The organism is Arthrobacter sp. SAFR-044, from assembly GCF_059414985.1.
Map to the genome: position 1 here is coordinate 139,731 of NZ_JBPFDN010000009.1, position 24,686 is coordinate 164,416.

Below are 24,686 nucleotides of genomic sequence, written 5' to 3' on the forward strand. Positions count from 1 at the left end.
GTCAGTCTTGTTCGTGGTCGTAGGGGGTTTCGGGGGCCGTCACGGGCACGGGAGCCGCCTCGGTGTCCAGCAGCAGCCGGTGTTCCATGCGGTCCTTCTTGGTGCGCAGGTACCGGATGTTCTGTTCGCGGGAGGGGACCTCTGTGGGTACCATTTCCACCACTGTCACCCCGGCCTTGGCCAGCCTGTTCTGCTTGTCCGGATTGTTGCTGAGCAGCCGTACTTCATGCAGCCCCATTTCGGCGAGGATCTGCGCCGCGGCCTTGTAGCACCGGGCATCAACGGGCAGCCCCAGCTGCTCGTTGGCCTCGACGGTGTCAAAGCCGGCCTCCTGCAGCGCATAGGCCTTGATCTTGTTGGCCAGGCCAATGCCGCGGCCTTCCTGGCCGCGAAGGTAGAGCAGGGTTCCGCCGTTGTCCCGGATCAGTTCCAGCGCGAAGGCGAGCTGTTCCCCGCAGTCGCACCGGTAGGACCCGAAGACATCGCCGGTGAGGCATTCGGAGTGCAGCCGGACAAGGGGTGCTTTTCCGTCGGTGGGAGCATTGGGGGAACTGACGGCCAGGTGTTCCACGCCGGTCACGAGGTCCGTCCACGCCTGCGCCACGAAGTCGCCAAAGGCGGTGGGCAGTTGCACCACGGGCCCTCCGCTGACGGGGTGGGGCGCCTCACCGGACACCGCGTGGGTCTTCCGGTGACCGTTGTGGTGGCTGTCGCCGCTGCCTGCCGCTGCCGTCATCGTTTCTCCTTTTCTCCGCCCGGGACCGCCCGGGCATCCTCATCCGGGGCGCCCCCGGCCCCGGCTTCAAGATACGCCACCAGGTCCTCGATGGAGATGAGGGGGCACCCATGTTCAGCTGCGAACGAACGGAGCCCGTCCAGGCGCATCATCTCACCGTCGTCGTACACCACTTCCGCGATCACCCCTACGGGTTCAAGGCCTGCGAGGCGGCACAGGTCCACAGCGGCCTCGGTGTGGCCCTGGCGTTCCCGCACACCTCCCTCAACTGCACGGAGCGGGAAAATATGCCCCGGCCGGGTCACGGATGCCGGTCCGGCCTGCGGGTCCGCCAGGATGCGCGCCGACAGGGCCCGATCGGTGGCGGAGATCCCCGTGCTGACACCGGAGGCGGCGTCACAGGAGACGGTATAGGCCGTGCCTTTTGCGTCCTCGTTGACGGCGGTCATGGGGGGCAGTGCCAGTGCATCGGCGCGGTCCCCGGTGAGCGGCACGCAGATCACGCCGGAGCTGTAGCGGATGGTCCAGCCCATCAGCGCCGGCGTGGCATGCTGGGCGGCGAAGATGATGTCGCCTTCGTTTTCGCGGTCCTCGTTATCGACCACCAGCACGGGACGTCCGGCGGCCATGGCGCGCACGGCGTCCGCGATGGAGTCCAGTCCCTCGTTGGCCACGGCCCGCTCGAGGCGTACTGCTGCGTTCACCGTGCGCCTCCCGCGATGGCGGCTTCGGTTTCGCCGCTGCCGGCCGGGGCTCCGGCGCCACGGAAGGCAAGCAGCCGTTCGGTGTATTTGGCCAGGACGTCGACTTCCAGGTTCACCCGGCTGCCGGTGGTCTTGGTGCCCAGGCCGGTTTCCGCGAGGGTGGTGGGGATCAGCCCCACTTCGAACCAGGGTTCCTGCTCGGCTGCCGGGCTGACGGCCGTCACGGTGAGGGAAACACCGTCAATGGCGATGGAGCCTTTTTCGGCGATGTAGCGGGCCAGGTTGGCGGGAACGCCGAAACGCAGCCGCTCCCAGTTGCCCTGGGGTTCGCGTTCCAGCAGGACGCCCACCCCGTCAACATGGCCTTGCACCACGTGGCCGTCCAGGCGCCCGCCTGCAGGAACGCAGCGCTCCAGGTTGACGGAGTCGCCTGCACGGAGCTCGCCAATGGTGCTCCGGACCAGGGTCTCCCCCATGACGTCCACGCTGAAGTCCTTGCCGTCAAGTGCGGTTGCCGTCAGGCAAACCCCGTTGACGGCGATGGAGCCGCCAAGTGCCAGGCCTTCGGTGGAGGACGGTGCGTGGAGCCGGACGGTGGCACTGGTGTCTCCGTCGCGCTCCACCGACAGCACCTGCCCCTGCTCGGCGATAATTCCGGTGAACATCAGTAGCCTCCCTGGGCTTGCCCCGCGCTGCCGCGGGTTGGTGGGTGATCGAGTGCAACTATCCGTTGCGGTCTGAGGTGGAGCCGAAGGTCCCGTCCCAGCGTCCGCACCGCGCCGCCGTCGGACGCGTCCCAGTCCCATTGCTGGGCGTCGGGAAGGCTGGTGATGCCCAGCCCGTTCAGTGCAGGTGTGCCGGATCCCAGCAGGGTGGGCGCCAGGTACACGATGAGTTCGTCCACCAGTCCGGCCGACAGGAAGGAGCTCAGGATGCTGGATCCGCCCTCCACCATGACGTGGCGGATGCCGGACGAGTACAGCATGGACAGCGCTTCGTGGGGGTCGCGGGTGGGAAGGTGGACGGCCAGGCCGTCGTCGCCGTGGATCGCAGCGCCCTCCGGAATCCCACGCAGGCCCATGACGGCACGAACCGGCTGCTTGGGCGCTGGGTTGCCGGCGGCGTCGCGGGCGTTCAGCCGGGGGTTGTCCACCAGCACGGTCTGGGTGCCCACCAGGATGGCGTCGATGCGGCTGCGGATCCCGTGGTTGTCCGCCAGGGACTCGGGGCTGGAAATCCACTGGCTGGTGCCGTCTTCGGCGGCGATGCGGGCGTCAAGGGTCTGCGCGATGTGGAGGGTGACGAAGGGCCGCTTGGCGGCCACTGCCTCGAACCACTGGCGGTTCAGGTCCAGGGCTTCGTCGGCGCCCAGTCCGCTGCGGACCCGGACGCCTGCTGCGCGCAATGTTGCCGCGCCCCCGGCAGCGGGGTCATGGGGGTCATCGACGGCGTAGACCACGTCCGTGATCCCGGCGGCGATGATCGCTTCCGTGCACGGCCCGGTGCGGCCCACATGGTTGCACGGTTCCAGCGTCACCACCATGGTGCAGCCAGCCAGATCCAGCCCGGCGGCGGCAGCCTGGGCAATTGCGTCGGCCTCGGCGTGTGCGGTGCCGGCGCCCCGGTGGTAGCCGGCAACGAGTTCCCGGCCGTCAGGGCTTACGACGACGGCACCCACCAGGGGGTTCGCGCCGCGCGGGCCTTGGAGTGCTGCCTGGAGGGCGTTCTCCATGGCGCGGGTTTCGGCGGCGCTGAAGGCAGTGACCATCCCGGCGGCCGGCTGAAGCTTCACGGCGCCCGTCATGCGGCTGCCCTAGTGGAGGTGGTGTTGCCTGCCTTTGAAGCAGCAGGGCTTGCGGCGTCAAAGAGCCATCGCTGCGGGTTCATCCGTGTGTCGTTCCTTCCCTGTCGAACCGCGATGGCTCCGGGGATACGACAGCAGAACGCTGCGGAGCCCAAAGGCTGCGCAGATACAGCTGTACGTGCTTCTCTCATCCAGACTTTAACTGTCGGTACCGGAATTCCACCGGTTCAACCGTCTGCCGGAATCCTCCTGGGAGGACACCGGCTCGCGGGTCGCGGACTGTCACCGCCGGTTCGGACTTACACCGACCCCGGAGCACGTATGTGTGTTGTTATTGTGCCACAACCCGGATGGGCTCCCGGTTATTCCGTCGCCGCGCGTAATGTCCGGCTGCCCTTGGCGCGCAGCAGGTCGATGGCGGCGGACGGATCGTCGGCGCCGTACACGGCGGAACCGGCCACAAAAACGTTGGCCCCGGCCTCGGCGGCCCGGGCAATGGTGTCTTCCGTGATGCCGCCGTCCACCTGGATTGCGAGCCCCAACCCGGAGCCTTCCACCGCCGCCCGGGCCCTGCGGATCTTGGGCAGCGTGATGTCCAGGAACGCCTGGCCGCCGAAGCCCGGTTCCACGGTCATGATGAGCAGCATGTCCAGTTCCGGCAACATGTCCAGATAGGGTTCCACCGGGGTTGCGGGGCGCAAGGCCATGCCCGCTTTGGATCCCCTGCTGCGCAGTTCCCGCGCCAGCTTGATGGGCGCAATGGAAGCCTCCGCGTGGAACGTCACCGAGGCCAGGCCGGCGTCGGCGAACCCGGGCGCCCAGCGGTCCGCATCGGCAATCATCAGGTGGGCGTCGAGCGGTACGGGACTGACGGCCTGGATCCGCTGTACCACCGGCAACCCGATGGTCAGGTTGGGGACAAAGTGGTTGTCCATGACGTCCACGTGCACGGCGTCGGCATTGCTGATCCGCTGCAGTTCGGCCTCAAGGTTGACGAAGTCGGCGGAGAGGATGCTCGGGTTGATGCAGCATTGCGTCACGGGGGGTGCCTTTCACTGGTTGTTCTGGTCCCACGACGTAATTCACGCCGTGGTTGCTGGATGTCACGCCGTTCCTGCTGGTCAGGCCTTCTTCTGAATCAGCGCCAGGAACATCGCGTCGGTGTGGTGGATGTGGGGCCAGAGCTGCGCCGTCAGCTCATGGCCGGCGCCGAGGCTCCCGGTCAGGCTGACCGCGTCCAGGGCTGCACCGGCGTCGAGGAGTTCCAGGTCAGGGCGCTTGCGCAGAACGTCGTCGACCACGGCGGTAGTCTCGGCGGGATGCGGTGAACAGGTCACGTAGGCCACCACTCCCCCTGGGCGGACAGCGGCCAGGGCCGATCCCAGCAGTTCGCGCTGCAGTGGCCCGAGGTCGGCAATGTCCTTGGGCGAGCGCCGCCACCGGGACTCGGGCCTGCGGCGGAGTGCCCCCAGGCCCGTGCAGGGAACGTCCACCAGGACGCGGTCATACCGCTCCGGCTGCTCGGCCCCCACTTCCCGGCCGTCGCCGGTGCGGACCTGCCAGCTGGCGTGCGGGACGGCGGACAGTGCCTGACTGACCAGCTTGGCCCGGTGCGGAGCGGGCTCGTTCGCGAGGAGCGTGGCACCATGCTGGTGTGCCAGCGCGCCCAGGAGCGCTGCCTTTCCGCCGGGACCGGCACAGAGATCAAGCCATGCTTCAGCGTCACCGCCCGTGGATACACTTCCGGCGCCGTCCGGTCCCCCGGGCGCACCGAGGTCCACCGCGGCCAGGGCCCTGGCCACCAGTTGGGAACCGACGTCCTGCACCCGGGTGGTACCGGCACGGACGGAGGCCAGGCGGCCCAGGTCCCCGCCGCTGGAAAGGGCGGAACCTTCGACCAGTTCCCCCGGGGTAGCGCCGTTTTCCAGCGCTTCGTCCAGGCTGCCGAGGCCGGGCAGGGCTACGAGGTTAACCACAGGTGCGTCATTGTCCGCTTCCAGCAGATCGTCGATCTCTGCTGCGGAACGGCCGTGGGCAACGAGCGACTGTCGCATGGCCCGGACGATCCACTCCGGGTGGGCGTACCTCACCGCGGCTACCTTGGTAGCGTCCGTTTCGCCTTCCACCAGCAGGTCCAGCCATTCCTCGAGGCTCCGGGCGGCCACCTTGCGTAGGACCGCGTTGATCAGCGTCGACGGGCCGGCGCCGATAACCGCGCGGGCGAGTCCCACGGTCTGGTCCAGTGCAGCGTGGGCGGGGACCCGCATGGCAAGCAGTTGGTGGGCACCGATGCGGAGGGCATCCAGGATGGCCGGATCAAGCTGGGCCAGGGGACGGTCCACGCACCGCGCCAGGATGGCGTCATAGGTGCCTTGGCTCCGCAAGGCCCCATAGCTCAGTTCGGTGGCGAATCCGGCGTCCCGCTTGTCCAGGTGGTGGTGCCGGATCCGTGCGGGCAGCACCAGGTTGGCGTAGGCGTCATCCGCCGCCACGGCACGGAGCACCTCGAAGGCCACCAGGCGGGCGGGATCTGCGCGTCTGGTGCGTTGGGACGGCGCCTGCTCGGTGAAGCTCCGTTGCGGCCCGCGGTTGCGTTCCCGCCCCTTGGCGTTCCGCCGGCTGGCGTCCCGGGGACCGCCGTTGCCACGGCCGCCGCCGGCAGGTCCGCCGCTGCCGGCCTGGCCGCCTGAGTTGCCTTCGGATCCGGTCATTCGAACACCACGCTCTCAAGTGAAGCCAAACCGCGCGCCCAGTCGGCGGCGGCCATCATCTTTTTCCCGGCGGGCTGGATTCGGGTAAGTTCCACCGCGTGCGAACCTGTCCCCACCAGCACGGCCTTGCCCTGCAGGGCCACGGCTCCCGGGGCGAGCCCGGAAACATCCTGCCGGAGCCGGACGGGCTCGAGTTTGACCCGCTGCCCGTCCAGCAGGGTCCAGGCGCCGGGTTCCGGGGTGACACCGCGGGCCTGCCTGCTGATGGCAAGGGCGGGGTGGGCCCAGTTGAGGTGGCCGTCCTCCAGGGTCAGTTTCGGCGCCAGTGTGACATCGCCGGCCTGTGGCTGCGGCGCCGCTTTTCCGGCATCGATGGCAGACAGCGTCTGGGCCAGGAGGACCGCGCCGCTGTGTGACAGCCGCTCCAAAAGGTCACCAGCGGTGTCCTGGGGTTTGACAGTCTCCGTCAGGGTGCCGAACACGGGCCCGGTGTCCAGGCCTTCCTCGAGCTGGAAGGTTACGGCGCCGGTGACATCGTCTCCGGCCATGACTGACCTCTGCACCGGAGCAGCTCCACGCCAGGCGGGCAGGAGGGAGAAATGCAGATTGACCCAGCCGTAGCGTGGGATGCCCAGGGCGGCAGGAGGAACCAGTCCGCCGTAGGCAACGATGGCGGCAATGTCCGGCTGCACGGCGGAGATCCCGGCAATGGCGTCTGCGTCTACGCGCGCAGCGTGGATCACTTCGATGCCGAGTTCGGCGGCCCGCTGCGCAACGGGCGACGGCGTCAGCACGCGTTTCCGGCCTATCGGCGCGTCGGGACGGGTCAGGACGGCGACGACATTGAACCCTGCATTAACAAGTGCGTCCAGGGATGGCACGGCGACGGCGGGTGTCCCCGCGAAGAGGACCCTCACCCGGCTGCGCCGAAGCTGGAGCCGGGGGTGCTGGTTCCACCAAAGCTTCCCCCGCCGAAACTTGAGCCAACACTCTTGGCGCGTTTGGCCGTGGTGCGCCCGGCGACGGCGTCGTAATTGGCGTTGCGGATGGACCGCAGAGCCGCCTTCCGGTCCTCGCCCTCAAGGCGGTCGGTGTACAGGATGCCGTCCAGGTGGTCGTTTTCGTGCTGGAAGCAGCGTGCCAGCATGCCTTCACCATCAACGGTAACCGGGTTGCCGTGCATGTCCACGCCGGTGACGCGGGTGGCACGGAAGCGGCGGACCGGGAAGCCGAGTCCCGGGATGGACAGGCAGCCTTCCACGTGGTCCGGCTGGTAGTCGTCGCTGTTCTCCAGAACGGGATTGATGATGTGGCCTTCAACGCCGTCGATCCGGTAGGTGAAGATGCGCTTGCTGACGCCGATCTGGGGAGCGGCGAGGCCGGCTCCGTCCACGTCCTCCATGGTCTCGGTCATGTCGGCGACCAGTTTGGCAAGCTCGGGTCCGAATTCCGTCACGGGATCGGCAACTGTGCGCAGCACAGGATCGCCGATGATGCGGATATTCAGAATAGCCATGCGCTGGGTGTCCTCACGGTTGGCGGGAAAGTGAACCTATCCAGTTTAGGTGCAGTGTCTCCACGTGCACCGTCGCCTTAGGCGGTGCGGGCCAGGGGCGGGGGTGCGATGGGCAGCAGCGCAGTGCCCGCGCTGATGGTGTCGGCGGACAGTTCCCAGACACGGCGGAGGGCGCAGAACTTCCACCAGTGGTGCTTAAGGACCTCCGGGTTGGCGCGGACGGGCCGGACCTCTGTCTCCCCGATGGCCACGGCCAGCAGGACCGGGTCCTCACCGTACCTCCAGGGCTCCCAGGTTCCCGCCTCCGGATCCACGAGGCTCTCTTCCGCCTTCATGCCGGCCACGAGCTGCATCACCACTTTGTCATCCAGGGGCTTGACCTGTCCGTCCCGCGTGGTGCCCTTGGTCTTGTAGTCGATCAGGCAAATGCGTCCGTTGATCCTTGCCACGAGGTCAAGGGTTCCGGCGTACCCCACCGAGTTGTTCCAGACCGTGATTTCCGGGGCGATGGGCTCCACGCGGAAGAGTTCCCACCACTCGTCGAAGCGCACGGCGAAGGCCTCCTCACCGTTGGCGGCCAGTGCGTCGCGGGCTTCCTTCACGGCATGCGGGCGTCCCAGCGCACGCAGGGCCACCTGCTCGCAGTAGTTGTGGACCCGGTCCCCGCGCCGTGCGGCGTCGTCCCGATAGGTTTCGGCAGCCTTTGCCGCACGGTTGATGGCCTGCTTAATCTTGGCGGGGCTCCCCAGGCAGTCGGAGAGCAGCGGGTCATTGGCCAGGCTGCTGGCCCCCATGTAGCCGAACCAGCCATCGAGGCCATGCGGCTGCTGGCTGATCACCGTGGTGATGGAGGGTACTGAAAACTGCTCGGACGTTGACCGTGCGTACATCCGGCCGTATTCGGTGGCGTGGGCGAGAAGCGGATCAGTCATACAAAGGACTCTTTCACAGGGGGCCGACAAAATCTCCGGCGGCAGGAGCCGCACGCAAAAAAGGTCCGTTTCCGCTGCTGATGAGCGGAAACGGACCTCTGCGGTGGGCGATACTGGGTTCGAACCAGTGACCTCTTCGGTGTGAACGAAGCGCGCTACCACTGCGCCAATCGCCCCGATGCATTTGAATGCTAGCCCACCTCTGCCCCAATTCAAAAATCGGCGGCACCGCGCTGGAAAGCGGGGCCGGCCGCCGGATTCGCCCCCCGCCCGCATGGAGGAAAGTAGGGCAGCCGACGGCACCACGCGTGGGCCGCCGCCTTCCGTACGAGCTCAAATTACATGGCTGTAACTCGAAAAATCCGCGCCGTTACGCGGCAGTACGGGTCATGTGGGCCTGGCACGTCGACGCGATTTGGAGTTTCCCAGAACCTCCTATATTGTTTTTACTCGTTGGAACGCGAGGAAATGCCGGAAACGGCAAGGAATCAAGCCTCCAAAATGCGGACGTAGCTCAGCTGGTAGAGCACCACCTTGCCAAGGTGGATGTCGCGAGTTCGAATCTCGTCGTCCGCTCGCAGGACACTGTCACAGCTAACGTTCTTCGGAATTGACGCTAACACGGTGGGTTGGCCGAGAGGCGAGGCAGCGGCCTGCAAAGCCGTATACACGGGTTCGAATCCCGTACCCACCTCGGTGAAAACCATGGTTTCCGGATTTCCGGATGCAATGGGCGATTGGCGCAGCGGTAGCGCGCTTCCCTGACACGGAAGAGGTCACTGGTTCGATCCCAGTATCGCCCACTCGGCAAGGCAACTTGCCGGCAGTGCCACCGGATACCCGGAACAAACTGCACACATGCGGACGTAGCTCAGCTGGTAGAGCACCACCTTGCCAAGGTGGATGTCGCGAGTTCGAATCTCGTCGTCCGCTCTCTTTTATCCCATATGCCGGTCTTCCGGTTCCGGGCGATTGGCGCAGCGGTAGCGCGCTTCCCTGACACGGAAGAGGTCACTGGTTCGATCCCAGTATCGCCCACACATACACAGCAGCTCTCCGGAGCTGCTTTTTTCGTTTCCGCCGCATCCGCTGCAGGCGAACGTGATTCCCTTGGCACACCTCCTGCCCGCGGATAGTATCGAATGCGCGAGGAGCGACCTGGCTCCGCGACAGAAGGGAGGTGCCCGTGGGTTTGATTGACGATCTAAAGGGCAAGGCTCAGGGTCTCATCCGCGGCAACGAGCAGGCCATCAAGGACGGCATCAACAAGGCCGGCGATTTCGTCGACACCAGGACCGGCGGCAAGTACGCAGGCCACGTCGACAAGATCCAGGATGGCGCTTCCAAGCTCATTGACAAGAACGGCACCCCGGGGCAGGCACCTGCCGCCGAGCAGGTTCCCCCGGCAGCTCCTGGAAACCCGGTTCCGCCGGTTGACAGGGCTCCGTAAAAGGATTTGGCCAGGGCTTTGCCCGGCACGTCAAGGAGGTGCGGGTCCCGCCGGGAGGCGGCGCCCGCACCTTTGGCGTTTAAGGGCGGCTTTCGCAGCCTCAATTGCCGGTTAGTAAACCTGCGCCGGTAACCTGCCGGTATGCCCAAGTCCCCCGCACCCGCAACTGCAGCCACGCCCGGACTGGCCCGGACCAATTCCCGGCCGGTCGTCGCCGGGATCGTCACAGCATTGGTGGGCTTCACGTCATCTTTCGCCGTGGTCCTTGCCGGCCTTAAGGCAGTGGGTGCTGACCCGGCCCAGGCCGCGTCCGGCCTGCTGGCCCTGACGCTCACCGTCGGCCTCGGCGTCCTGCTGCTCGCGTGGCGTTCCCGGGTCCCGGTGACCCTGGCCTGGTCGACACCGGGCGCAGCACTGCTTGCGGCGTCGAGAGTGCCCGACGGCGGGTGGCCGGCCGCCGTCGGAGCCTTCCTTGGTGCAGGGCTGCTGCTGGCCCTGGCCGGCATGGTGCCGGCGCTGGGCAGGCTGATGGCGCGCATCCCGTCCTCCCTGGCGCAGGCCATGCTGGCGGGCGTCCTGCTCCAGCTTTGTTTGGCACCCTTCAAGGCCCTCGGTTCGGTCCCGGTGTTTGTAGTGCCAGTGATCCTTTGCTGGTTGCTGATGATGAAGTTCGCTCCGCGGTGGGCGGTGCCGGCAGCCCTGCTCGTGGCCCTGGGTGTGATCGGAATTACCCTGGCGTCGGCGGGAGCACCTGCACCGGGTGCCCTCGTCCCTGCGCTGGCCTGGACCACACCCGCGTTCACCCTGCATGCCATGGCAGGCCTTGCAGTCCCGTTGTTCGTGGTGACAATGGCGTCGCAGAACATTCCCGGGGTGGCCGTCCTGAGGTCCTTCGGCTATGAGACGCCGTGGCGGCCGGCAATGCTCGTCACGGGAGCGGGAACTGTGGCGGGTGCGCCCTTCGGTGGGCACGCCATTAATCTCGCAGCGCTCAGTGCTGCCCTGGCCGCCGGCGAGGAAGCCGGCGGGGACCGAAACAGGAGGTGGGTCGCGGGCTTCACGTCTGGCCTGGCCTACTTGGTGCTGGCTGCTTTCTCGGCCACCCTGGTGTCGGTGGTCAGCAGGGCGCCGGCCGGGATGCTTGAAGCCGTTGCCGGGCTGGCCCTGCTGGGCACCCTCGCTTCGGCGGTCTCGACAGCCCTGGCGGACCCGGGCGACCGGATCGCCCCGGCCGTCACGTTCCTGATGGCCGCGTCAGGCCTGGCGTTCGCCGGGATCGGCTCCGCTTTTTGGGCGCTCCTGGCCGGGCTGGTGGTCCGCCTGGTGCTGCGGCCCGGCACCCGGTCCGGGAAGAAGTCCGCCTAGGAGGGCTCGTGGTTCTGGCCTTCACGGGCCAGCGCGGTCAGGCGGGAGACGGCGCGGAAGTACTTCTTCATGTACCCGCCGGCCATCATCTCTTCGGTGAACAGCTTGTCGAAGGGGACGCCGCTGGCCAGGATGGGCACGTCCTTGTCGTAGAGCCGGTCCGCCAGGACCACGAACCGCAGCGCTACAGCCTGTTCCGTGATGGTCTCCACGTTGCGCCACACCACGCCGTCTATGCCGTGGATCAGCTGGCGGTAGCGGCTGGGATGCACCCCGGCCAGGTGGTGGATGAGGGTGGAGAACTCATCCTGTGCCACCGTCTTCCCGTCGAACTCCGCCTTCATGTGCGCGTTGAGCTCGCTGTTCCTCAACGGTGCCGGGGCGGCCGGGAGGCCACGGTGCCTGAAGTCCTCGCCGTCGATGCGGATAACGTCGAACTGGTCCGCCAGGACCTGGATTTCGCGCTGGAAGTCCACAGCGGCGAACCGGCCATCGCCCAGGGAGCCAGGCAACGTGTTGGAGGTGGCGGCGAGTTTCACCCCGGCGTCAGCCAGCTCACGCATGAGCCGGGACATCAGGACGGTGTCGCCGGGATCGTCCAGCTCGAATTCGTCGATGCACACCAGCTGGTAGCTGCTCAGGGCATCGACGGTTTTGCGGAACGAGAGGGCACCCACCAGGTTGGTGTACTCCACGAAGGTTCCGAAGGCCTTGGGGCCCGGGGACGCGTGCCACAGGGACGCGAGCAGGTGGGTCTTGCCCACGCCGAAGCCGCCGTCCAGGTAGATTCCCGCCCTGGACTCGTCCTTCTTGCCAAACAGCTTCTTGAAAAGCCCGCCTCCGTTACCCGACCCCACGCCGTCGGCAAATCCCTCCAGGGCACGGACGGCGGCAGCCTGGCTGGGCTGCTTGGGGTCCGGGCGGTAGCTCGAAAAGGAAACCTCCCCGAACCGGGGCGACGGGTAGAAGCCCTTAAGGAGTTCATCCACCGAAACTGCCGGAGTGCGGGCGGCAAGCTGTTCGATCTGTACCAAGGTGGTCCGTTCTGCTGGTGGTTGGTCCCCAGAAAGGATACCGGCAACGCGGGCCGTCCCCGGTTTGAACGCCGCCCTGCCGTCCCAGGGGTGATGAAGGCAACATTTCGTCCTATTAACGGAATACGGACAAGCCCACGGGCGCTGGCTAGGGTGGGAACAGGTTCCAATGCATGTTCCACGGTTTCCCGTGCTCTTACTGAAAGGCCAAGCCATGCCCTACCCGGTTGAACAGAATGAGAAGTTCGCAGCCTACGCCCACCCGGAGCGGCTGGTCTCCACTGGATGGCTTGCTGCCGCCGTTGAAAGCGGCGCCGTGGCCCGCGGCGAACTCATCGTGGTGGAATCCGACGAGGACGTGCTCCTTTACGAAACCGGTCACATCCCGGGCGCTGTCAAGATCGACTGGCACACGGACCTGAATGACGAGGTCTCCCGCGACTACGTTGACGGTGCCGCCTTCGCTGAACTGGCCGCGTCGAAGGGCATTTCCCGCGACAGCACCGTGGTCATCTACGGCGACAAGTCCAACTGGTGGGCCGCCTACGCCCTCTGGGTCTTCGAGCTCTTCGGCCACCAGGACGTCCGGCTGCTGGACGGCGGGCGGGACAAGTGGGTTGCCGAAGGCCGCGAACTGACAAAGGACCGGCCTGCTCCCGCTCCCGGAAACTACCCGGTGGTTGAGCGTGACGACGCTCCGATCCGCGCCTTCAAGGATGATGTCCTGGCACACCTGGGCACCGGCCCGCTGATCGATGTCCGCTCCCCCGAGGAATACACCGGACAGCGGACCCACATGCCGGCCTACCCGGAGGAGGGCGCCCTTCGCGGCGGCCACATCCCCACGGCAGCCTCCATCCCGTGGGCCCGTGCCGCTGCCGCCGACGGCACCTTCCGCAGCAGGGAAGAGCTGGAGTCCATCTACCTGGGCGAGGCCGGCCTGTCCGAGGGCGACGACGTCGTGGCGTACTGCCGGATCGGCGAACGGTCCAGCCACACCTGGTTCGCCCTGAAGTACCTCCTGGGGTTTGAGTCCGTCCGCAACTACGACGGATCGTGGACCGAGTGGGGCAACGCGGTGCGGGTGCCGATCGTCAAGGGTGCGGAGCGCGGTTCCGTTCCCGTCCCCGTCGGAGCCTGACCAGGCTCCCCCGCGTAGACTTGGAACGATGACTACTCAAGCTTTGCCTTCCGCCCTGGCGGCAATCGTGGACGATTTCCAGGCCCTGTCCGAACCCGAGAGGCTGCAGCTGCTGCTGGAGTTCTCGGAGGGACTGCCCGAACTCCCGGACCGGCTCAAAGACCACCCCGAGCTCCTGGAGCAGGTGGTGGAGTGCCAGTCGCCGCTGTTCCTGACCATCGAGACGGAAAACGACGACGACGGCGCGGTCCGCCTGTTCTTCAAGGCACCGCCCGAAGCACCCACCACGCGCGGTTTTGCCGGGGTGCTGCACGAGGGCCTGGACGGCCTGACCGCCGAAGAGATCCTGTCCGTGCCGGACGACATGCCGGAACTGCTGGGGCTGACGCGCGCCATTACGCCCCTGCGCATGCGTGGCATGACGGCCATGCTGGGCAGGATCAAACGCAAGGTTGCCGCAGCATCGCGCAGCCAGGCGTGACCCCGCCTCCATGGCGCGCAGGAACAACTCACAGGGAACCCCGGCCACAGCGGCACTGACCGCGGCCGGGGTTCCCTTTGTGCTGCATCCGTACACCCATGACCCCGCGGCAGCGAGCTACGGCACGGAGGCGGCCGAGGCCCTGGGGATCGATCCGTCCCGCGTTTTCAAGACCCTGATGGTGGACGTGGAGGGCAGGCTCGCGGTGGGCATCGTCCCGGTCAGCGGCACCCTTGACCTGAAGGCCATGGCTGCGGCGCTGGGAGCCAAGAAGGCCGCGATGGCCGACCCCGCGGCGGCCCAGCGGCGCACCGGATACGTACTGGGCGGCATTTCCCCCCTCGGGCAAAGGCAGCCCTCCCCCACGGTGCTGGACTCCAGCGCCCTGGCACTGGATACCGTGTTGGTTTCAGGCGGCAGGCGGGGCCTGGATGTTGAGTTGGCCCCGGCCGACCTGGCCAGGCTGACGGACGCCGTCACCGCGCCCATCAGCTCCCTGGCCGCCGGGAATCCCCGGCCTTGACCGCCCGGTCCTGGTGCTGGCGCGGTCTGCTACTTGATGGTGTACCGCTGCATCATGTCGTTGTCCTCGTGCTCCAGGATGTGGCAGTGCCACACGTAGTCGCCCTTGAAGGATGAGCCAATGGCCAGGGGCTTTCCGCCTGCCGCCCCTGCACCGAACGGAACCCGGATCCTGGTGACTTCGCCCGGCAGCGCCACCACGGTGTCCTTCCAGCCCTGCTCGTTGGCGGCCGCGTCCCTGGGCCGGCCGATGAGGAAGCGCTCCACGTCCACCGCTTCTCCTTGCCCCGGTGTGACCAGGCCGGTTGCCGGATCAATATAGCCGGTCTGCTCCAGGTAGGCGTCGGCTTGGAACTTTTGCCGGTTGAGCACCTGGAACTGGGTGAAGTGCAGGTGGATCGGGTGGGCGTCCTCGGTGGTGTTGACGAGCTGCCACTCTTCCATGGTGTCGCTCTCCACTTCGGTGGTGTCCGGGCTGTCGAACATCCTGTTGTTGAGCAGGGCCATGACGGGAACGTCGTCCGCGTTGGCTACTTCCACGAGCGCCATCCGACGGGTTTTGGCCGGCGTTGCCTCCCGCAGGCTGGTGACTTCCTTATCCTCCCGCAGCCGGGCTGGCAGGGGCACGGTATAGCCGGTCCGGGAGGTGACGGTGAACTGCATGATGTATGGGAGTGGCACCGCGCCACCCGCCACTGATTCCGGCCCGTCCGGATAGGGCACCCGGGCGCTGTTGCGCAGGACCACCCGCGAACCGGCCCGGAGCCCGGCAAAGTCCACCACGAGGTCCGCCCGTTCTCCCGGGCCAATTACCAGCCGGTCCAGCAGGACGGGCGCGTTGAGTAGCCCGCCGTCGGACCCGATCTGGTGGAAGGCCAGCGCCGGGCCGCCGGCATCAAACGTGAAGTCGTAGAACCTGGCGTTGGAGCCGTTGACGACGCGGAAGCGGTACTGGCCGCGGGCGACGTCGAGGTTCGGCCGGGCTTTGCCGTTGACGGTTGCCACGTCTCCGAAGAACTCGGGCGCCCAGGGGCGGGGCGCCCCGTCCGGGCCTTTCAGGTCGGGGTTGGGCGGGTAGGCGAGCGTACCGTCGGGGTTGAACATCTTGTCCTGGATGATCAGCGGCACCTCGTACGGCGGTGGCGGAAGGTGCGTACCGTCCCCGGTGTCGATCCCGTCCCTGAGCAGGTAGCTTCCAGCGAGCCCCGCGTAGATGTTCAAGCGGGTCATTCCCAGCGCGTGGTCGTGGTACCACAGCCCCGCAGCATCCTGGTTGTTGCCATAGTGGTATGTGTAGGAGTGGCCGGGAACGAAAGCCTGGTCCGGACCGCCGTCGGACTGCGGGCTGACGTTGCCGCCGTGAAGGTGTACTGACATCCGCGGCCGCTTCGCATCGTCGCTGCCGCGGGGGACCAGTTCGCTGTCGATGGCGGAAGCGAGGGGATGGTATTCGGCGGCGTTGTGGACCTTCAGCTCGAAGGGAACTCCTTTCCTGGCGATGATGACGGGCCCCAGGCAGGTCCTCGATGAGCCGGCCTCCTGGTAGGCCAGGGTGTTCGCCGGGCCCATCTTTTCCTGGAACTGGTGGCAGGCGTTACGGACCCACAGCGCCGCACGGCCCCCGCCCCGCATGTCCAGGACGCCCAACTCGGCCAGGGTGGGCAGTTGCTCGGTGAACATGGCCTGTTGGCCGGCCGCAGGGCCGCGCGCCGCGGCTGCAGATATGCCGGGCGGGGCCAGGAGTCCCGCCCCGGCCACAGCACCAGCCTGTAACAGTTGTCGTCTTGTCATGCGCATTTCGGGGCCCCATTTCTTCGCAGGTTTCCCCCCTTGAGCAGCAGGATAGACTCCCCGCACTGGCCGGTCACAGGGTCACGGGTCCCCCGCCGAAAGGTGCGGGCCCTACCCGGTATTTCCTCCGGTGCGGCCCGGAGTGCGGCCGGTGAAGTGGTCCATGGTCCGGTTGACTCCCAGCACGTCCATGAGCCGGTCAAGGGCGCCGACCGGCAGCACCCGCAGGACCGGCAGCAGGTTCACCAGGGGCGGCAGGACCAGCTTCCGGTGCCCGGCTTCGATTGCGTCCAGGATCTTGGTTGCCACGTCTTCTTCCTCAAGGATCGGAAGCAGGAGGGGCCAGCGGGTCCGGACGCCGTCGAACATCCCCGTGTTGATATAGAAGGGGCACACCACCAGCGTGTTGACGTCCGCGTGGTCCGCCCGGAGTTCCGCGCGGAGTGATTCGTTGAAGCCGACGGCGGCGAACTTGCTGGCGGAGTAGTCGGTCTGCCGGGCGACTCCCACCAGGCCCGCGGCACTGGCGACAGTGGCCACGGTGCCGCGCCGGCGCTCCGCCATCCCGCCCAGGAACGCGCGGGTAACCCAGTAGAGGGCCAGGACGTTGACGTTCATGGTCCGTTCGATGGCGTCATCCGTGGCATCGAGGAGCCGCTGGCCGCTGACGACCCCCGCATTGTTGACCAGGACATCCACCGCGCCCGCCTCCAGCGCGGCAGCCTTGACCGCGTCCCGGTCAGTGACATCCACGCACTGGGCGTCGGCCTTGCCGCCGGCCGCCCGGATCTCGTCGCGGACCGCCGCACCGGCTGCCGCATCCAGGTCCCAGATCACCACCCGGCTTCCGCGCCGGGCGGCGGCGAGCGCCATGCGGCGGCCCAGGCCGCTTCCGCCTCCAGTGACCAGCAGGGTTGCGCCGGCAAGTCGGGTTCCTTTGGCCATCCCAGTTCTCCTCGGGTTGGGTACTGACGTCGTCAATGGTTTCGGGGGAAGCGGCCCATCAGCGTGATGGCGCCTTTCATGATCCGCGCGTAGGCGTAGTTGGACATTCCAGGGGCGGGGGCGACCGGGAGCAGCCGTTGCACGGAGATGGTCTGCGGCTCCGTGTATTTGAGGATGCCCTCCCGGCCGTGGCGGCGGCCGGCCCCGGAGTCCTTCATGCCCCCGATCGGCGCGTCATGGGAGGCCCAGGTGGCCGCGTAGCCTTCGTTGACGTTGACGGTCCCGGTCAGCAGCCTCCGGGCCACCGCTTCCCCGTGGCCGGCGGACCAGACACTGGCGTTGAGGCCGAAATCCGAATCGTTGGCCCGGGCGACTGCGGCGTCGTCGTCTTCGACCCGGTAGACGGCGACCACCGGCCCGAATGTCTCTTCCCTGGCAAGGAGCATGTCGTCCGTAATCCCCGTCAGGACAGTCGGCTCATAGAACAACGGGCCCAGGTCCGGCCGGCGCCGTCCGCCCGTGAGCAGCTGCGCGCCTTTGGCGAGCGCGTCCTGGACGTGGCGGTCCACCCGGTCCACCTGTGCCACGCTGATAAGGGACCCCATGCCAATCTCCCAGTCCGGACCGGCACCCAGGCGTATTCCTTCCACCTTGGCGGTGAACGCCGCAAGGAACCTGTCATGGACGTCAGCGTGGACGTAGATCCGCTCGATGCTGACGCACAGCTGGCCGGAGTTGGAGAAGCAGGCGTGCACAGCGCCGGCGGCCGCCTTGCCTATGTCGGCGTCAGCCAGCACCAGCATGGGGTTCTTGCCGCCCAGTTCAGCGGAGAAGCCGATCAGCCGCTCACCGCACTGCCGGGCGACGGTCTTGCCGGTCTTGGAGGACCCGGTGAACATCAGGAAGTCCACCCGCCCAATCAGGGCCGGCCCGATGGCAGTGCCCGGACCGGTGACGACCTGGAACAGGTCCGCTGGAAGGCCGGCTTCCCGGAGGAGCCTGAGCATCAGCAGGGCCGTGAAAGGCGTCTGTGAATCCGGCTTCAGGACGATCCCGTTGCCCGCCAGCAGGGCCGGGATGGCGTCCGAGACCGCAAGGGTCAGTGGGTAGTTCCACGGGCTGATGACCCCCACCACGCCTTTGGGTATGCGGTATTCGGTGGTGCGGGTCAAGACCGGCGCCGCCCCCTTCCGCCGGCGTGGACGAAGATACCGCTCAGCGTTCCGCTCGTAGTAGCCGGCGGTCAGCACAACGTCCGCGAACTCCTCGAACGCGCTCAACCTGGATTTGCCGCTCTCCGCCTGGACCACGTCAAGAATGTCCTGCTCCCGGTCCAGCAGGAGCGCCACGAACCGCGCAACCACGGCCCGGCGCGCGGCCAGGGGCTGGCCTGCCCAAAGCTCCTGCGCCATCCGTGCAGTGTGGACGGCCGCACGGACGTCGTCCTCCGTGCTGACGGGTACTTCGCCCAGCAGGGTGCCGTCGAAGGGTGCGTGTGAGGCCTGGACGGGCCGGTCCGGGGGTGACGCCACCAGGGCCGCGAGGGTTGCGGCCAGCTCCCTGCCGCGGTCGGTTACGGCTCCTGCCGCGCGTTGTTTCGGCATTTCACGCTCCCGCCGGCGTCGGCGGGACAGGCGTTTCCGGAGGAAGTCCCGCGGCCGGACCAGGCCCGGATCCGGGGTTGAGGCGGGGTGCGAGCTGCCGCCGGAGCCAGGCCTTCACCAGCCGTTCCCAGCGCTCGGGGTCCACGTTCCATTCCTTGGTATGCCGTGCGTGGTTGAAGGTCTCGAACGTCACCATGTCCGGGTTCCGTTCGGCGAGCAGGGCTGACGGTCCATACGGTACGTACTCGTCGTCCACGCTGTGGATGACCAGCGTGGGCGTCCGCAGCTCGACGGCCCGCGATACCCAGTCCATCACTTTCAGGTCCACGGGCGCCGACAGTCCCGTTAGCCGGCGTCCCAACGGGTGGCCCAGCATCAGCTGGCCGTACCTTCCCACCAGCGACGGGATCCGGTTCAGCTGGGCGTGGTGCGCCAGCACCGTTACCCAGTCGATGACCGGTGCGTCCAGCACCATCGCCCGGATCAGGTGCCGGTGGCGCGAGAGGTCCGCGGCCTGCAGGCAAATCGCTCCTCCCATGGACCAGCCGAACAGGACAACTTCCTCGGCACCGTTTGCCAGCGCGTACCCGATGGCAGCTTCGATGTCCTGCCACTCCGTTGAACCCAGGCCGTACCGCCCGTCATCGGCTGACGGCGCCAGTCCGTCATTGCGGTAGGACACCAGCAGGCTGGTCAGGCCCAGTTCCAGCGCCGGCCCCACCGCCCGCAGCGCTTCCTGCCGGGTGGCCCCACGGCCGTGCACCATGATGGCCCAGGTCCGTGCCGGACCCTTTGCCCGGACCAGCCAGGCAGGAGCCTCGCCGCGCTCAACGGGAATCAGCACGTCCTCGGCAGGAATTCCGACGGCGGCGGGGTCCGGGTAGGTGGCGCCGCTCCACCATCCCCAGCGGGCCGTGGACAGATCCCCGCTGTACACGGCTTCGACCTCCCGCAGCACCGTCCGCTCGGCAGGCGAGTAGGAAACAATGCGGCCGATCCGTGCGTGCCCTTTCCCGCCGTCGAAAAAGAAACCGTAGACCCCGTCCACAGTGGTGTCATCGTTGGCGGCCAGGATCACCTGCTGCTGCTGGCCGTCGCGGATCACCGCCAGGACTTCCTTGTCGGCCACGCGCTGCCGTGCCGGAGTAATGACCCGGCGTGCAAAGTACACGGCGAGCGCCGAGGAGCCCGCTCCCAGCAGGCTCGCCACCGAGCCACCTGCGATGGCGCCGCCAATGGCCCACTTGGCCCCCGGCGACACCCCGCCTGGTTCCCTGGTGGGTGCCGTCACTGCAGGGCGCGCTCGCCGGAAAGGTGCCATGGCACTATTCTTACCGGCCCTGCCGCAGATACCTGCATTCCGGAACGGGACCGGCACGCCGCGGCACGGCACGGCCGGCCAAGGACTGACCCGGGTGCTGTGCAAGGGCCGGTGCTGTGCGAGGGCCGGTGCTGTGCAAGGGCGGGTGCAGTGCGGGGGCCAGCGGGCAGGACTAGGCTAAGGCCATGAGTGATCCCATCGTCATCCTGACTGAAGAACCGCTTGGCGCGGACGACCGCGTTAACATCGAACGGCTCGTGGACGGCGCGGACAGCCGTCTCCTGGTCCTGGTGCCGGCGAACACGGAGCGGCACCTGCTGGTGGACTTCCTTGAAAACCTGTCCATGCTGGATGTTGCCAAGGCTTTCCGCGAGCTCGCCGCACGCAACCCTGACGCCGCCGCCGAACGGGCGCACGCCGACGAAACCCTGGCAGCCTCGCTCGCGGCGCTCGAGGGACTGGGCTCCGGTGTGGCCGGCCAGGTGGTGGACGGCAAGGCTGTGGACGGCCTGGTAGCCAAGGTCCGGGAAACCGGCGCTTCCCAGGCCGTGGTGATCACCCGGCCGCATGCCGTGGCCGATACCTTCCACACCGACTGGGCCAACAAGGCACAGGACCAACTCGGCGTCCCCGTGCTCCACCTGTATGCGGGCTCGGGATTTATCGGCGACTCCTGAGCGTTGGGAAAGCTATGAGCATCTTTGGAAACAGCATCTTCGGCAACAAGGCACCAGGCGTTGATGGCGGAACGCAGCACGGCAGCACCCAGGAGGCCACGCCCAGTGAGGCGCCGGTCCAAAAAAGTGATGCCCAGTGGCGCCAGGAACTGACTCCGGAGGAGTACCAGGTCCTGCGGCACGCGGGCACGGAACGGCCTTACACGGGCGAATACTGGGACACCCACACGGAGGGCGTGTACCAGTGCCGGGCGTGCGGCGCCGAACTCTTCACCAGCAATGAGAAGTTCGATTCCCACTGCGGCTGGCCTTCCTTCTGGGCTCCCCTGGCAGAGGGCAACGTCCGGTACATCCATGACCGCACCCTGGGAATGGACCGCGTTGAGGTGCGGTGCGCCGCCTGCGACTCGCACCTTGGCCACGTGTTCGAGGGCGAGGGCTACGGCACCCCCACGGACCAGCGCTACTGCATCAACTCGGTGTCCCTCCGGCTCGTGGAAAAGGACGACGCGAAAGACGCGGCGCAAAGCTGAAAGGACCAGGTTCGGGCCTGCACTGATCCCACAGCGGAAGGCAGGCCTCGTTCCAGTCACCAGGCCCTAAGGCTAAGTTCTCCTTACCCAATAGCCCTTTGGGCATAAGTCCTGCTGGTTGCTTGTTACGCTCACCAGAGAAGCAAGCAACCAGAAAGGCAGCCGACGATGACAGAGACCCTGACCACCGCCGTTACCGGGATTTCCGCGCAGGACCAGGACTGGCTCCGGCTCAAGGGCGCAGCTACCGCCCTTCAGGCCCTCCAGGTCCAGGACGGATCCGTTCCCGAGTCCGCGGACCACGCGGCAGCCGCCCGGTACGTGGAAACCATCGTGGACGCCATCACGGCCCTGTCCCCTGCCTTTCCCCATGATGCCGCTTACCTGGAGGCCGCGTGCGCTGACTTCCGGACCTGGACCGCCGGCGGCTTCGCCGCCCCGGACTTCCTGTCTTCGCTGCTGGCGTTCCAGCCCCAGGCGCAGCGCCACGACGGCCTGCAGCACCTGGTGGTGTTCCCCATGTACACCCAGAACGGCAGCAGCAACCGGCTGGTGGAGGCAGTGCTGGTGGAGGTCATCTGGCCCGAGTTCATCGCGGGACTGGAAGCCGGGGAGTACTCCAACAAGCTGTTTGTCCCCATCCGCTTCGTCGATTTCACGCCGGGCTATGACACCAACTCCGCCGTCCTCTTCCCTGAGACGGTAGCGGTCAGCCAGACCCCCACCTTCACGTGGGGGGCCATCTTCGCCGACCGCGAAGCCGCCCGGTTCCGCCGCGTGCTCAAGGCGGCCGCGGAGATCACCTCCCTGGAGCTCCCGGAGGGCGCAGCCGAGCTGCTCGTTGACCAGGACCTCACCGAGGCAACCTTCGTCATGTGGGACCTGATCCACGACCGGACGCACATGCGCGGCGACCTGCCCTTCGATCCCTTCATGATCAAGCAGCGGATGCCCTACTTCCTGTACTCCCTGGAGGAACTGCGCTGCGACCTCACCGCGTTCCGTGAATCGGTCCGCATCGAAAAGGACGACGACGCCGACCCCGACGCCCGGCGGCACGCGAAGCTGGTGCAGTACGCCATCATCTTCGACCGCATCTTCCGCTTCGCCATCACTGGCAGCCGGGTCCGCAACTACGACGGACTGGGTGGCCAGCTCCTGTTCGCCTGGCTGCACCAGCAGCACGTACTGCACTGGACGGACACCCGGCTTACCATCGACTGGGATGAGGTGGCGGACGCCGTGATCTCCCTGGGAGCCAGCATCGACGACCTTTACTGGCGCTCCATCGACCGGCCCAAGACCGCCCACTGGCTGGCGGCCTACCAGCTGGTCTCGGCCACCGTCACGCCCAACCCGGCCTCCGTGTGGGCCAAGGGCCCGGACGCGCTGCCACTCGCGGGAACACCCCGCGGCCTCACAGACCAGGTCCTGGACGACGAATTCCCGCTGTCCATGTTTTACGAGGCATTGGAGAAGAAGATACGCCCCGTCATTGAATCAACCGCCGGCATCACCGGCCGCTCCGCCCTGTGACCGGCTCCGGCGCTGCCCGCGTCCTGGTCACTGGCGGCAGCGGCGCGTCCGGCGTCGCCGTTGCGCGTGCACTGGCGGCGGCAGGGCACCGCGTGGCTGTTGTGGGATCGGACCAGGCCAGGATCAGGGCAGCGGCGGAAAACGCCGGCGACGGCGTTACCCCTTTCACGTGCGACCTCGCTGATTTCGACGGCGTCCGGCAGCTCCGGGAGCAGCTCTGCGCGACCTTCGGGCCGGTTGACGCGGTGATCCACCTGGTGGGTGGCTGGCGCGGGGCCAAGGGCATCGCCGACCAGTCCGACGAGGACTGGGACTTCCTGGAGCGCGGCGCCGTCACAACGCTCCGCAACGTCTCACGGGTCTTTTTCGAGGACATCGCCGCATCGCGTTCGGGCAGGTTTGCCATGGTGTCCTCCACGGCCCTGGACAAACCAACCGCAGCGGTGGCCAGCTACGTTGCGGCGAAGGCAGCGGCGGAAGCCTGGACCATGGCAATGGCGGACGGCTTCCGCCGGGCCGCCGGGGAGCGCGGAAGCCAGGCTGCTGCGAGCATCCTGGTGGTCAAGGCGCTGGTGGACGATGAACTCCGCCGCGCCCATCCCGAGCGGAAATTCCCGGGGGCCACGGACGTGGCAGACCTGGCTGCCGCCGTCGTACGGCTGTTCAACACGCCGTCCGCCGAACTCAACGGTGCCCGGCTCCGGCTGGCGGACTGACCCCCGCGGCGACTGTACCTAGACTGAAAGCGTGAGCAACCCTATGACCACCACAGCAGAAACAAGCGCGGCGCTGCGGCTGCACGATCCCAGCGTGCGCGGCTTTGCCTCCGACAACTACTCCGGCGTCCACCCCGAGGTGCTGGCAGCCCTGGCTGCGGCCAATGAGGGGCACCAGGTGTCCTACGGCGAGGACGACTACACCGCGCGGCTGCAGGAACTGATGGTTGAACACTTCGGCGCAGGCATCGAATGCTTCCCGGTCTTCAACGGCACCGGCGCCAACGTCCTGTCCCTGCAGTCCCTGCTCCCCCGCTGGGGCGCCGTGGTATGCGCCTCCACCGCACACATCAACATGGATGAAAACGGCGCACCCGAGCGCATCGGCGGCATGAAGCTCCTGCAGGTCCCCACCCCGGACGGCAAGCTGACCCCGGAGCTGATCGACCGGGAGGCATGGGGCTGGGGCGACGAGCACCGTGCCCAGCCGCTGGCCGTTTCCATCACGCAGACCACCGAACTGGGCACGTGCTACACGCCCGAGGAAGTGCGCGCCATCGCCGACCATGTCCATGCCAAGGGAATGAAGCTGCACATGGACGGGGCACGGCTGGCCAATGCGGCCGCGCACCTGGACCTCCCCCTGCGGGCCTTCACCCGGGATGCCGGCGTGGACATCCTGTCCTTCGGCGGCACCAAGAACGGCCTGCTCTTTGGCGAGGTGGTGGTGGCCCTGAACCCTGAGGCAGCCCACGGCCTGGTGTACCTGCGCAAGATGAACATGCAGCTGGCCTCCAAGATGAGGTTCATGTCCGCCCAGTTCATCGCCCTGCTCGAAGGCGGCCTCTGGCTGCGCTCCGCGTCACATGCCAACGCCATGGCCGCCAGGCTGCGGGCCGCCGTCGACACCATTGACGGCGTCCGCCCCACCCAGAAGACCGAATCCAACGGCGTCTTCGCCGTCCTTCCACCCGGCGTGGCCGATAGGCTCCGCCGTTCCTTCCGGTTCTACGACTGGGATGAGGCGGCGGGGGAAGTCCGCTGGATGTGCTCCTTCGACACCACAGAGGACGATATTGATGCCTTTGCTGCTGCGATCCGCCATGAGCTGCGCGACTACCGGGACGGCCGGGCGGGGTGACCGGCCGCTGACGGCGAGCCTTCCTG

24 protein-coding genes, 6 tRNA genes and 1 riboswitch are annotated in these 24,686 nt (G+C 67.3%); of the genes, 15 read left to right on the forward strand and 15 right to left on the reverse strand.

The annotated features are described in order from the left end of the window. Position 1 precedes the first annotated feature (1 nt). From ribA to ACR65J_RS15075, 10 genes are all read right to left on the reverse strand, one after another. The gene (gene ribA / locus ACR65J_RS15030) at positions 2–736 is read right to left on the reverse strand and encodes a GTP cyclohydrolase II (RefSeq protein ID WP_440170438.1); all 735 of its coding nucleotides are present in this window, start codon (positions 734–736) and stop codon (positions 2–4) included. Further along, the gene (ribB, locus tag ACR65J_RS15035; protein WP_440170440.1) at positions 733–1,440 is read right to left on the reverse strand and encodes a 3,4-dihydroxy-2-butanone-4-phosphate synthase; all 708 of its coding nucleotides are present in this window, start codon (positions 1,438–1,440) and stop codon (positions 733–735) included. The genes ribA and ribB overlap by 4 nt, the downstream gene beginning before the upstream one ends. After that, the gene (locus tag ACR65J_RS15040; RefSeq protein WP_440170443.1) at positions 1,437–2,105 is read right to left on the reverse strand and encodes a riboflavin synthase; all 669 of its coding nucleotides are present in this window, start codon (positions 2,103–2,105) and stop codon (positions 1,437–1,439) included. Before ACR65J_RS15040 ends, ribB begins: the two co-directional genes overlap by 4 nt. Further along, the gene (ribD, locus tag ACR65J_RS15045) at positions 2,105–3,244 is read right to left on the reverse strand and encodes a bifunctional diaminohydroxyphosphoribosylaminopyrimidine deaminase/5-amino-6-(5-phosphoribosylamino)uracil reductase RibD (RefSeq protein WP_440170444.1); all 1,140 of its coding nucleotides are present in this window, start codon (positions 3,242–3,244) and stop codon (positions 2,105–2,107) included. The genes ACR65J_RS15040 and ribD overlap by 1 nt, the downstream gene beginning before the upstream one ends. A gap of 174 nt (positions 3,245–3,418) precedes the next feature. Beyond that, a riboswitch (FMN riboswitch) is annotated at positions 3,419–3,567 on the reverse strand. 39 nt (positions 3,568–3,606) lie between these two features. Next, on the reverse strand, positions 3,607–4,284 hold the full coding sequence (gene rpe / locus ACR65J_RS15050; RefSeq protein ID WP_440170446.1) for a ribulose-phosphate 3-epimerase: 678 nt from the start codon (positions 4,282–4,284) through the stop codon (positions 3,607–3,609). 81 nt (positions 4,285–4,365) lie between these two features. Then, positions 4,366–5,955, reverse strand: a complete 1,590-nt coding sequence (locus ACR65J_RS15055; protein WP_440170448.1) for an RsmB/NOP family class I SAM-dependent RNA methyltransferase — start codon at positions 5,953–5,955, stop codon at positions 4,366–4,368. Further along, positions 5,952–6,872, reverse strand: a complete 921-nt coding sequence (gene fmt / locus ACR65J_RS15060) for a methionyl-tRNA formyltransferase (protein ID WP_440170450.1) — start codon at positions 6,870–6,872, stop codon at positions 5,952–5,954. The genes ACR65J_RS15055 and fmt overlap by 4 nt, the downstream gene beginning before the upstream one ends. Then, positions 6,869–7,471 (reverse strand): peptide deformylase, encoded by a 603-nt coding sequence (def, locus tag ACR65J_RS15065; RefSeq protein WP_440170452.1) that lies wholly within the window; start codon positions 7,469–7,471, stop codon positions 6,869–6,871. Before def ends, fmt begins: the two co-directional genes overlap by 4 nt. Before the next feature lie 77 nt (positions 7,472–7,548). Beyond that, positions 7,549–8,403 (reverse strand): cytochrome, encoded by an 855-nt coding sequence (locus ACR65J_RS15070; protein WP_440170455.1) that lies wholly within the window; start codon positions 8,401–8,403, stop codon positions 7,549–7,551. A gap of 104 nt (positions 8,404–8,507) precedes the next feature. Continuing rightward, a tRNA-Val gene (locus tag ACR65J_RS15075) sits at positions 8,508–8,579 on the reverse strand. A 327-nt stretch (positions 8,580–8,906) separates the two neighbouring features. On the opposite strand from ACR65J_RS15075, the gene ACR65J_RS15080 reads away from it, so the two are divergent. The 7 genes from ACR65J_RS15080 to ACR65J_RS15110 all read left to right on the forward strand — a co-directional run bounded on the left by ACR65J_RS15080 (position 8,907) and on the right by ACR65J_RS15110 (position 11,218). Further along, a tRNA-Gly gene (locus ACR65J_RS15080) sits at positions 8,907–8,979 on the forward strand. Positions 8,980–9,026: 47 nt separating this feature from the next. Continuing rightward, positions 9,027–9,097, forward strand: a tRNA-Cys gene (locus ACR65J_RS15085). 37 nt (positions 9,098–9,134) lie between these two features. Next, positions 9,135–9,206, forward strand: a tRNA-Val gene (locus tag ACR65J_RS15090). Between the two features lie 57 nt (positions 9,207–9,263). Beyond that, a tRNA-Gly gene (locus ACR65J_RS15095) sits at positions 9,264–9,336 on the forward strand. A 33-nt stretch (positions 9,337–9,369) separates the two neighbouring features. Beyond that, positions 9,370–9,441: transfer RNA gene (locus tag ACR65J_RS15100), tRNA-Val, on the forward strand. A 148-nt stretch (positions 9,442–9,589) separates the two neighbouring features. Further along, positions 9,590–9,853, forward strand: coding sequence for an antitoxin (locus tag ACR65J_RS15105; RefSeq protein WP_440170457.1), 264 nt, complete (start codon positions 9,590–9,592; stop codon positions 9,851–9,853). Between the two features lie 141 nt (positions 9,854–9,994). Beyond that, positions 9,995–11,218, forward strand: a complete 1,224-nt coding sequence (locus tag ACR65J_RS15110) for a benzoate/H(+) symporter BenE family transporter (RefSeq protein WP_440170459.1) — start codon at positions 9,995–9,997, stop codon at positions 11,216–11,218. Here ACR65J_RS15110 and zapE read toward each other — a convergent pair. Beyond that, on the reverse strand, positions 11,215–12,252 hold the full coding sequence (gene zapE / locus ACR65J_RS15115; RefSeq protein ID WP_440170462.1) for a cell division protein ZapE: 1,038 nt from the start codon (positions 12,250–12,252) through the stop codon (positions 11,215–11,217). The genes ACR65J_RS15110 and zapE overlap by 4 nt on opposite strands. Positions 12,253–12,466: 214 nt before the next feature. Between zapE and ACR65J_RS15120 the strand changes: the two genes are divergently transcribed. The 3 genes from ACR65J_RS15120 to ybaK are packed head-to-tail and all read left to right on the forward strand — an operon-like array spanning position 12,467 to position 14,397. Next, positions 12,467–13,393, forward strand: coding sequence for a sulfurtransferase (locus ACR65J_RS15120; RefSeq protein ID WP_440170464.1), 927 nt, complete (start codon positions 12,467–12,469; stop codon positions 13,391–13,393). A 28-nt stretch (positions 13,394–13,421) separates the two neighbouring features. Beyond that, a complete protein-coding gene (locus ACR65J_RS15125) occupies positions 13,422–13,874 on the forward strand; it encodes a SufE family protein (RefSeq protein ID WP_440170467.1) in 453 nt (150 codons plus the stop codon). 10 nt (positions 13,875–13,884) lie between these two features. Beyond that, entirely contained in the window at positions 13,885–14,397 is a 513-nt protein-coding gene (gene ybaK, locus ACR65J_RS15130; RefSeq protein WP_440170616.1) for a Cys-tRNA(Pro) deacylase, read from the forward strand. Positions 14,398–14,426: 29 nt separating this feature from the next. On the opposite strand, the gene ACR65J_RS15135 is transcribed toward ybaK, so the two are convergent. The 4 genes from ACR65J_RS15135 to ACR65J_RS15150 form a co-directional block, all read right to left on the reverse strand. Further along, positions 14,427–16,154: a multicopper oxidase family protein gene (locus tag ACR65J_RS15135; protein ID WP_440170470.1), complete on the reverse strand. Its 1,728-nt coding sequence runs from the start codon at positions 16,152–16,154 to the stop codon at positions 14,427–14,429. Between the two features lie 144 nt (positions 16,155–16,298). After that, the gene (locus tag ACR65J_RS15140; protein WP_440170472.1) at positions 16,299–17,132 is read right to left on the reverse strand and encodes an SDR family oxidoreductase; all 834 of its coding nucleotides are present in this window, start codon (positions 17,130–17,132) and stop codon (positions 16,299–16,301) included. 32 nt (positions 17,133–17,164) lie between these two features. After that, positions 17,165–18,736 carry a succinic semialdehyde dehydrogenase gene (locus ACR65J_RS15145; RefSeq protein ID WP_440170474.1) on the reverse strand — a complete coding sequence of 524 codons (1,572 nt, stop codon included), beginning with the start codon at positions 18,734–18,736 and terminating at the stop codon, positions 17,165–17,167. 1 nt (position 18,737) lies between these two features. Then, positions 18,738–20,057 (reverse strand): alpha/beta hydrolase family protein, encoded by a 1,320-nt coding sequence (locus ACR65J_RS15150; protein ID WP_440170477.1) that lies wholly within the window; start codon positions 20,055–20,057, stop codon positions 18,738–18,740. A 185-nt stretch (positions 20,058–20,242) separates the two neighbouring features. On the opposite strand from ACR65J_RS15150, the gene ACR65J_RS15155 reads away from it, so the two are divergent. The 5 genes from ACR65J_RS15155 (at position 20,243) to ACR65J_RS15175 (ending at position 24,660) form a co-directional block, all read left to right on the forward strand. Next, complete coding sequence (locus ACR65J_RS15155) at positions 20,243–20,734, forward strand: hypothetical protein (protein ID WP_440170480.1); 492 nt, start codon at positions 20,243–20,245, stop codon at positions 20,732–20,734. Between the two features lie 14 nt (positions 20,735–20,748). Next, positions 20,749–21,267, forward strand: coding sequence for a peptide-methionine (R)-S-oxide reductase MsrB (gene msrB / locus ACR65J_RS15160; protein ID WP_440170482.1), 519 nt, complete (start codon positions 20,749–20,751; stop codon positions 21,265–21,267). A 168-nt stretch (positions 21,268–21,435) separates the two neighbouring features. Then, positions 21,436–22,803, forward strand: a complete 1,368-nt coding sequence (locus tag ACR65J_RS15165) for a DUF6421 family protein (protein WP_440170484.1) — start codon at positions 21,436–21,438, stop codon at positions 22,801–22,803. Beyond that, the gene (locus tag ACR65J_RS15170) at positions 22,800–23,519 is read left to right on the forward strand and encodes an SDR family oxidoreductase (protein WP_440170485.1); all 720 of its coding nucleotides are present in this window, start codon (positions 22,800–22,802) and stop codon (positions 23,517–23,519) included. Before ACR65J_RS15165 ends, ACR65J_RS15170 begins: the two co-directional genes overlap by 4 nt. A 43-nt stretch (positions 23,520–23,562) precedes the next feature. After that, positions 23,563–24,660 carry a threonine aldolase family protein gene (locus ACR65J_RS15175; protein WP_440170618.1) on the forward strand — a complete coding sequence of 366 codons (1,098 nt, stop codon included), beginning with the start codon at positions 23,563–23,565 and terminating at the stop codon, positions 24,658–24,660. Positions 24,661–24,686 lie beyond the last annotated feature (26 nt).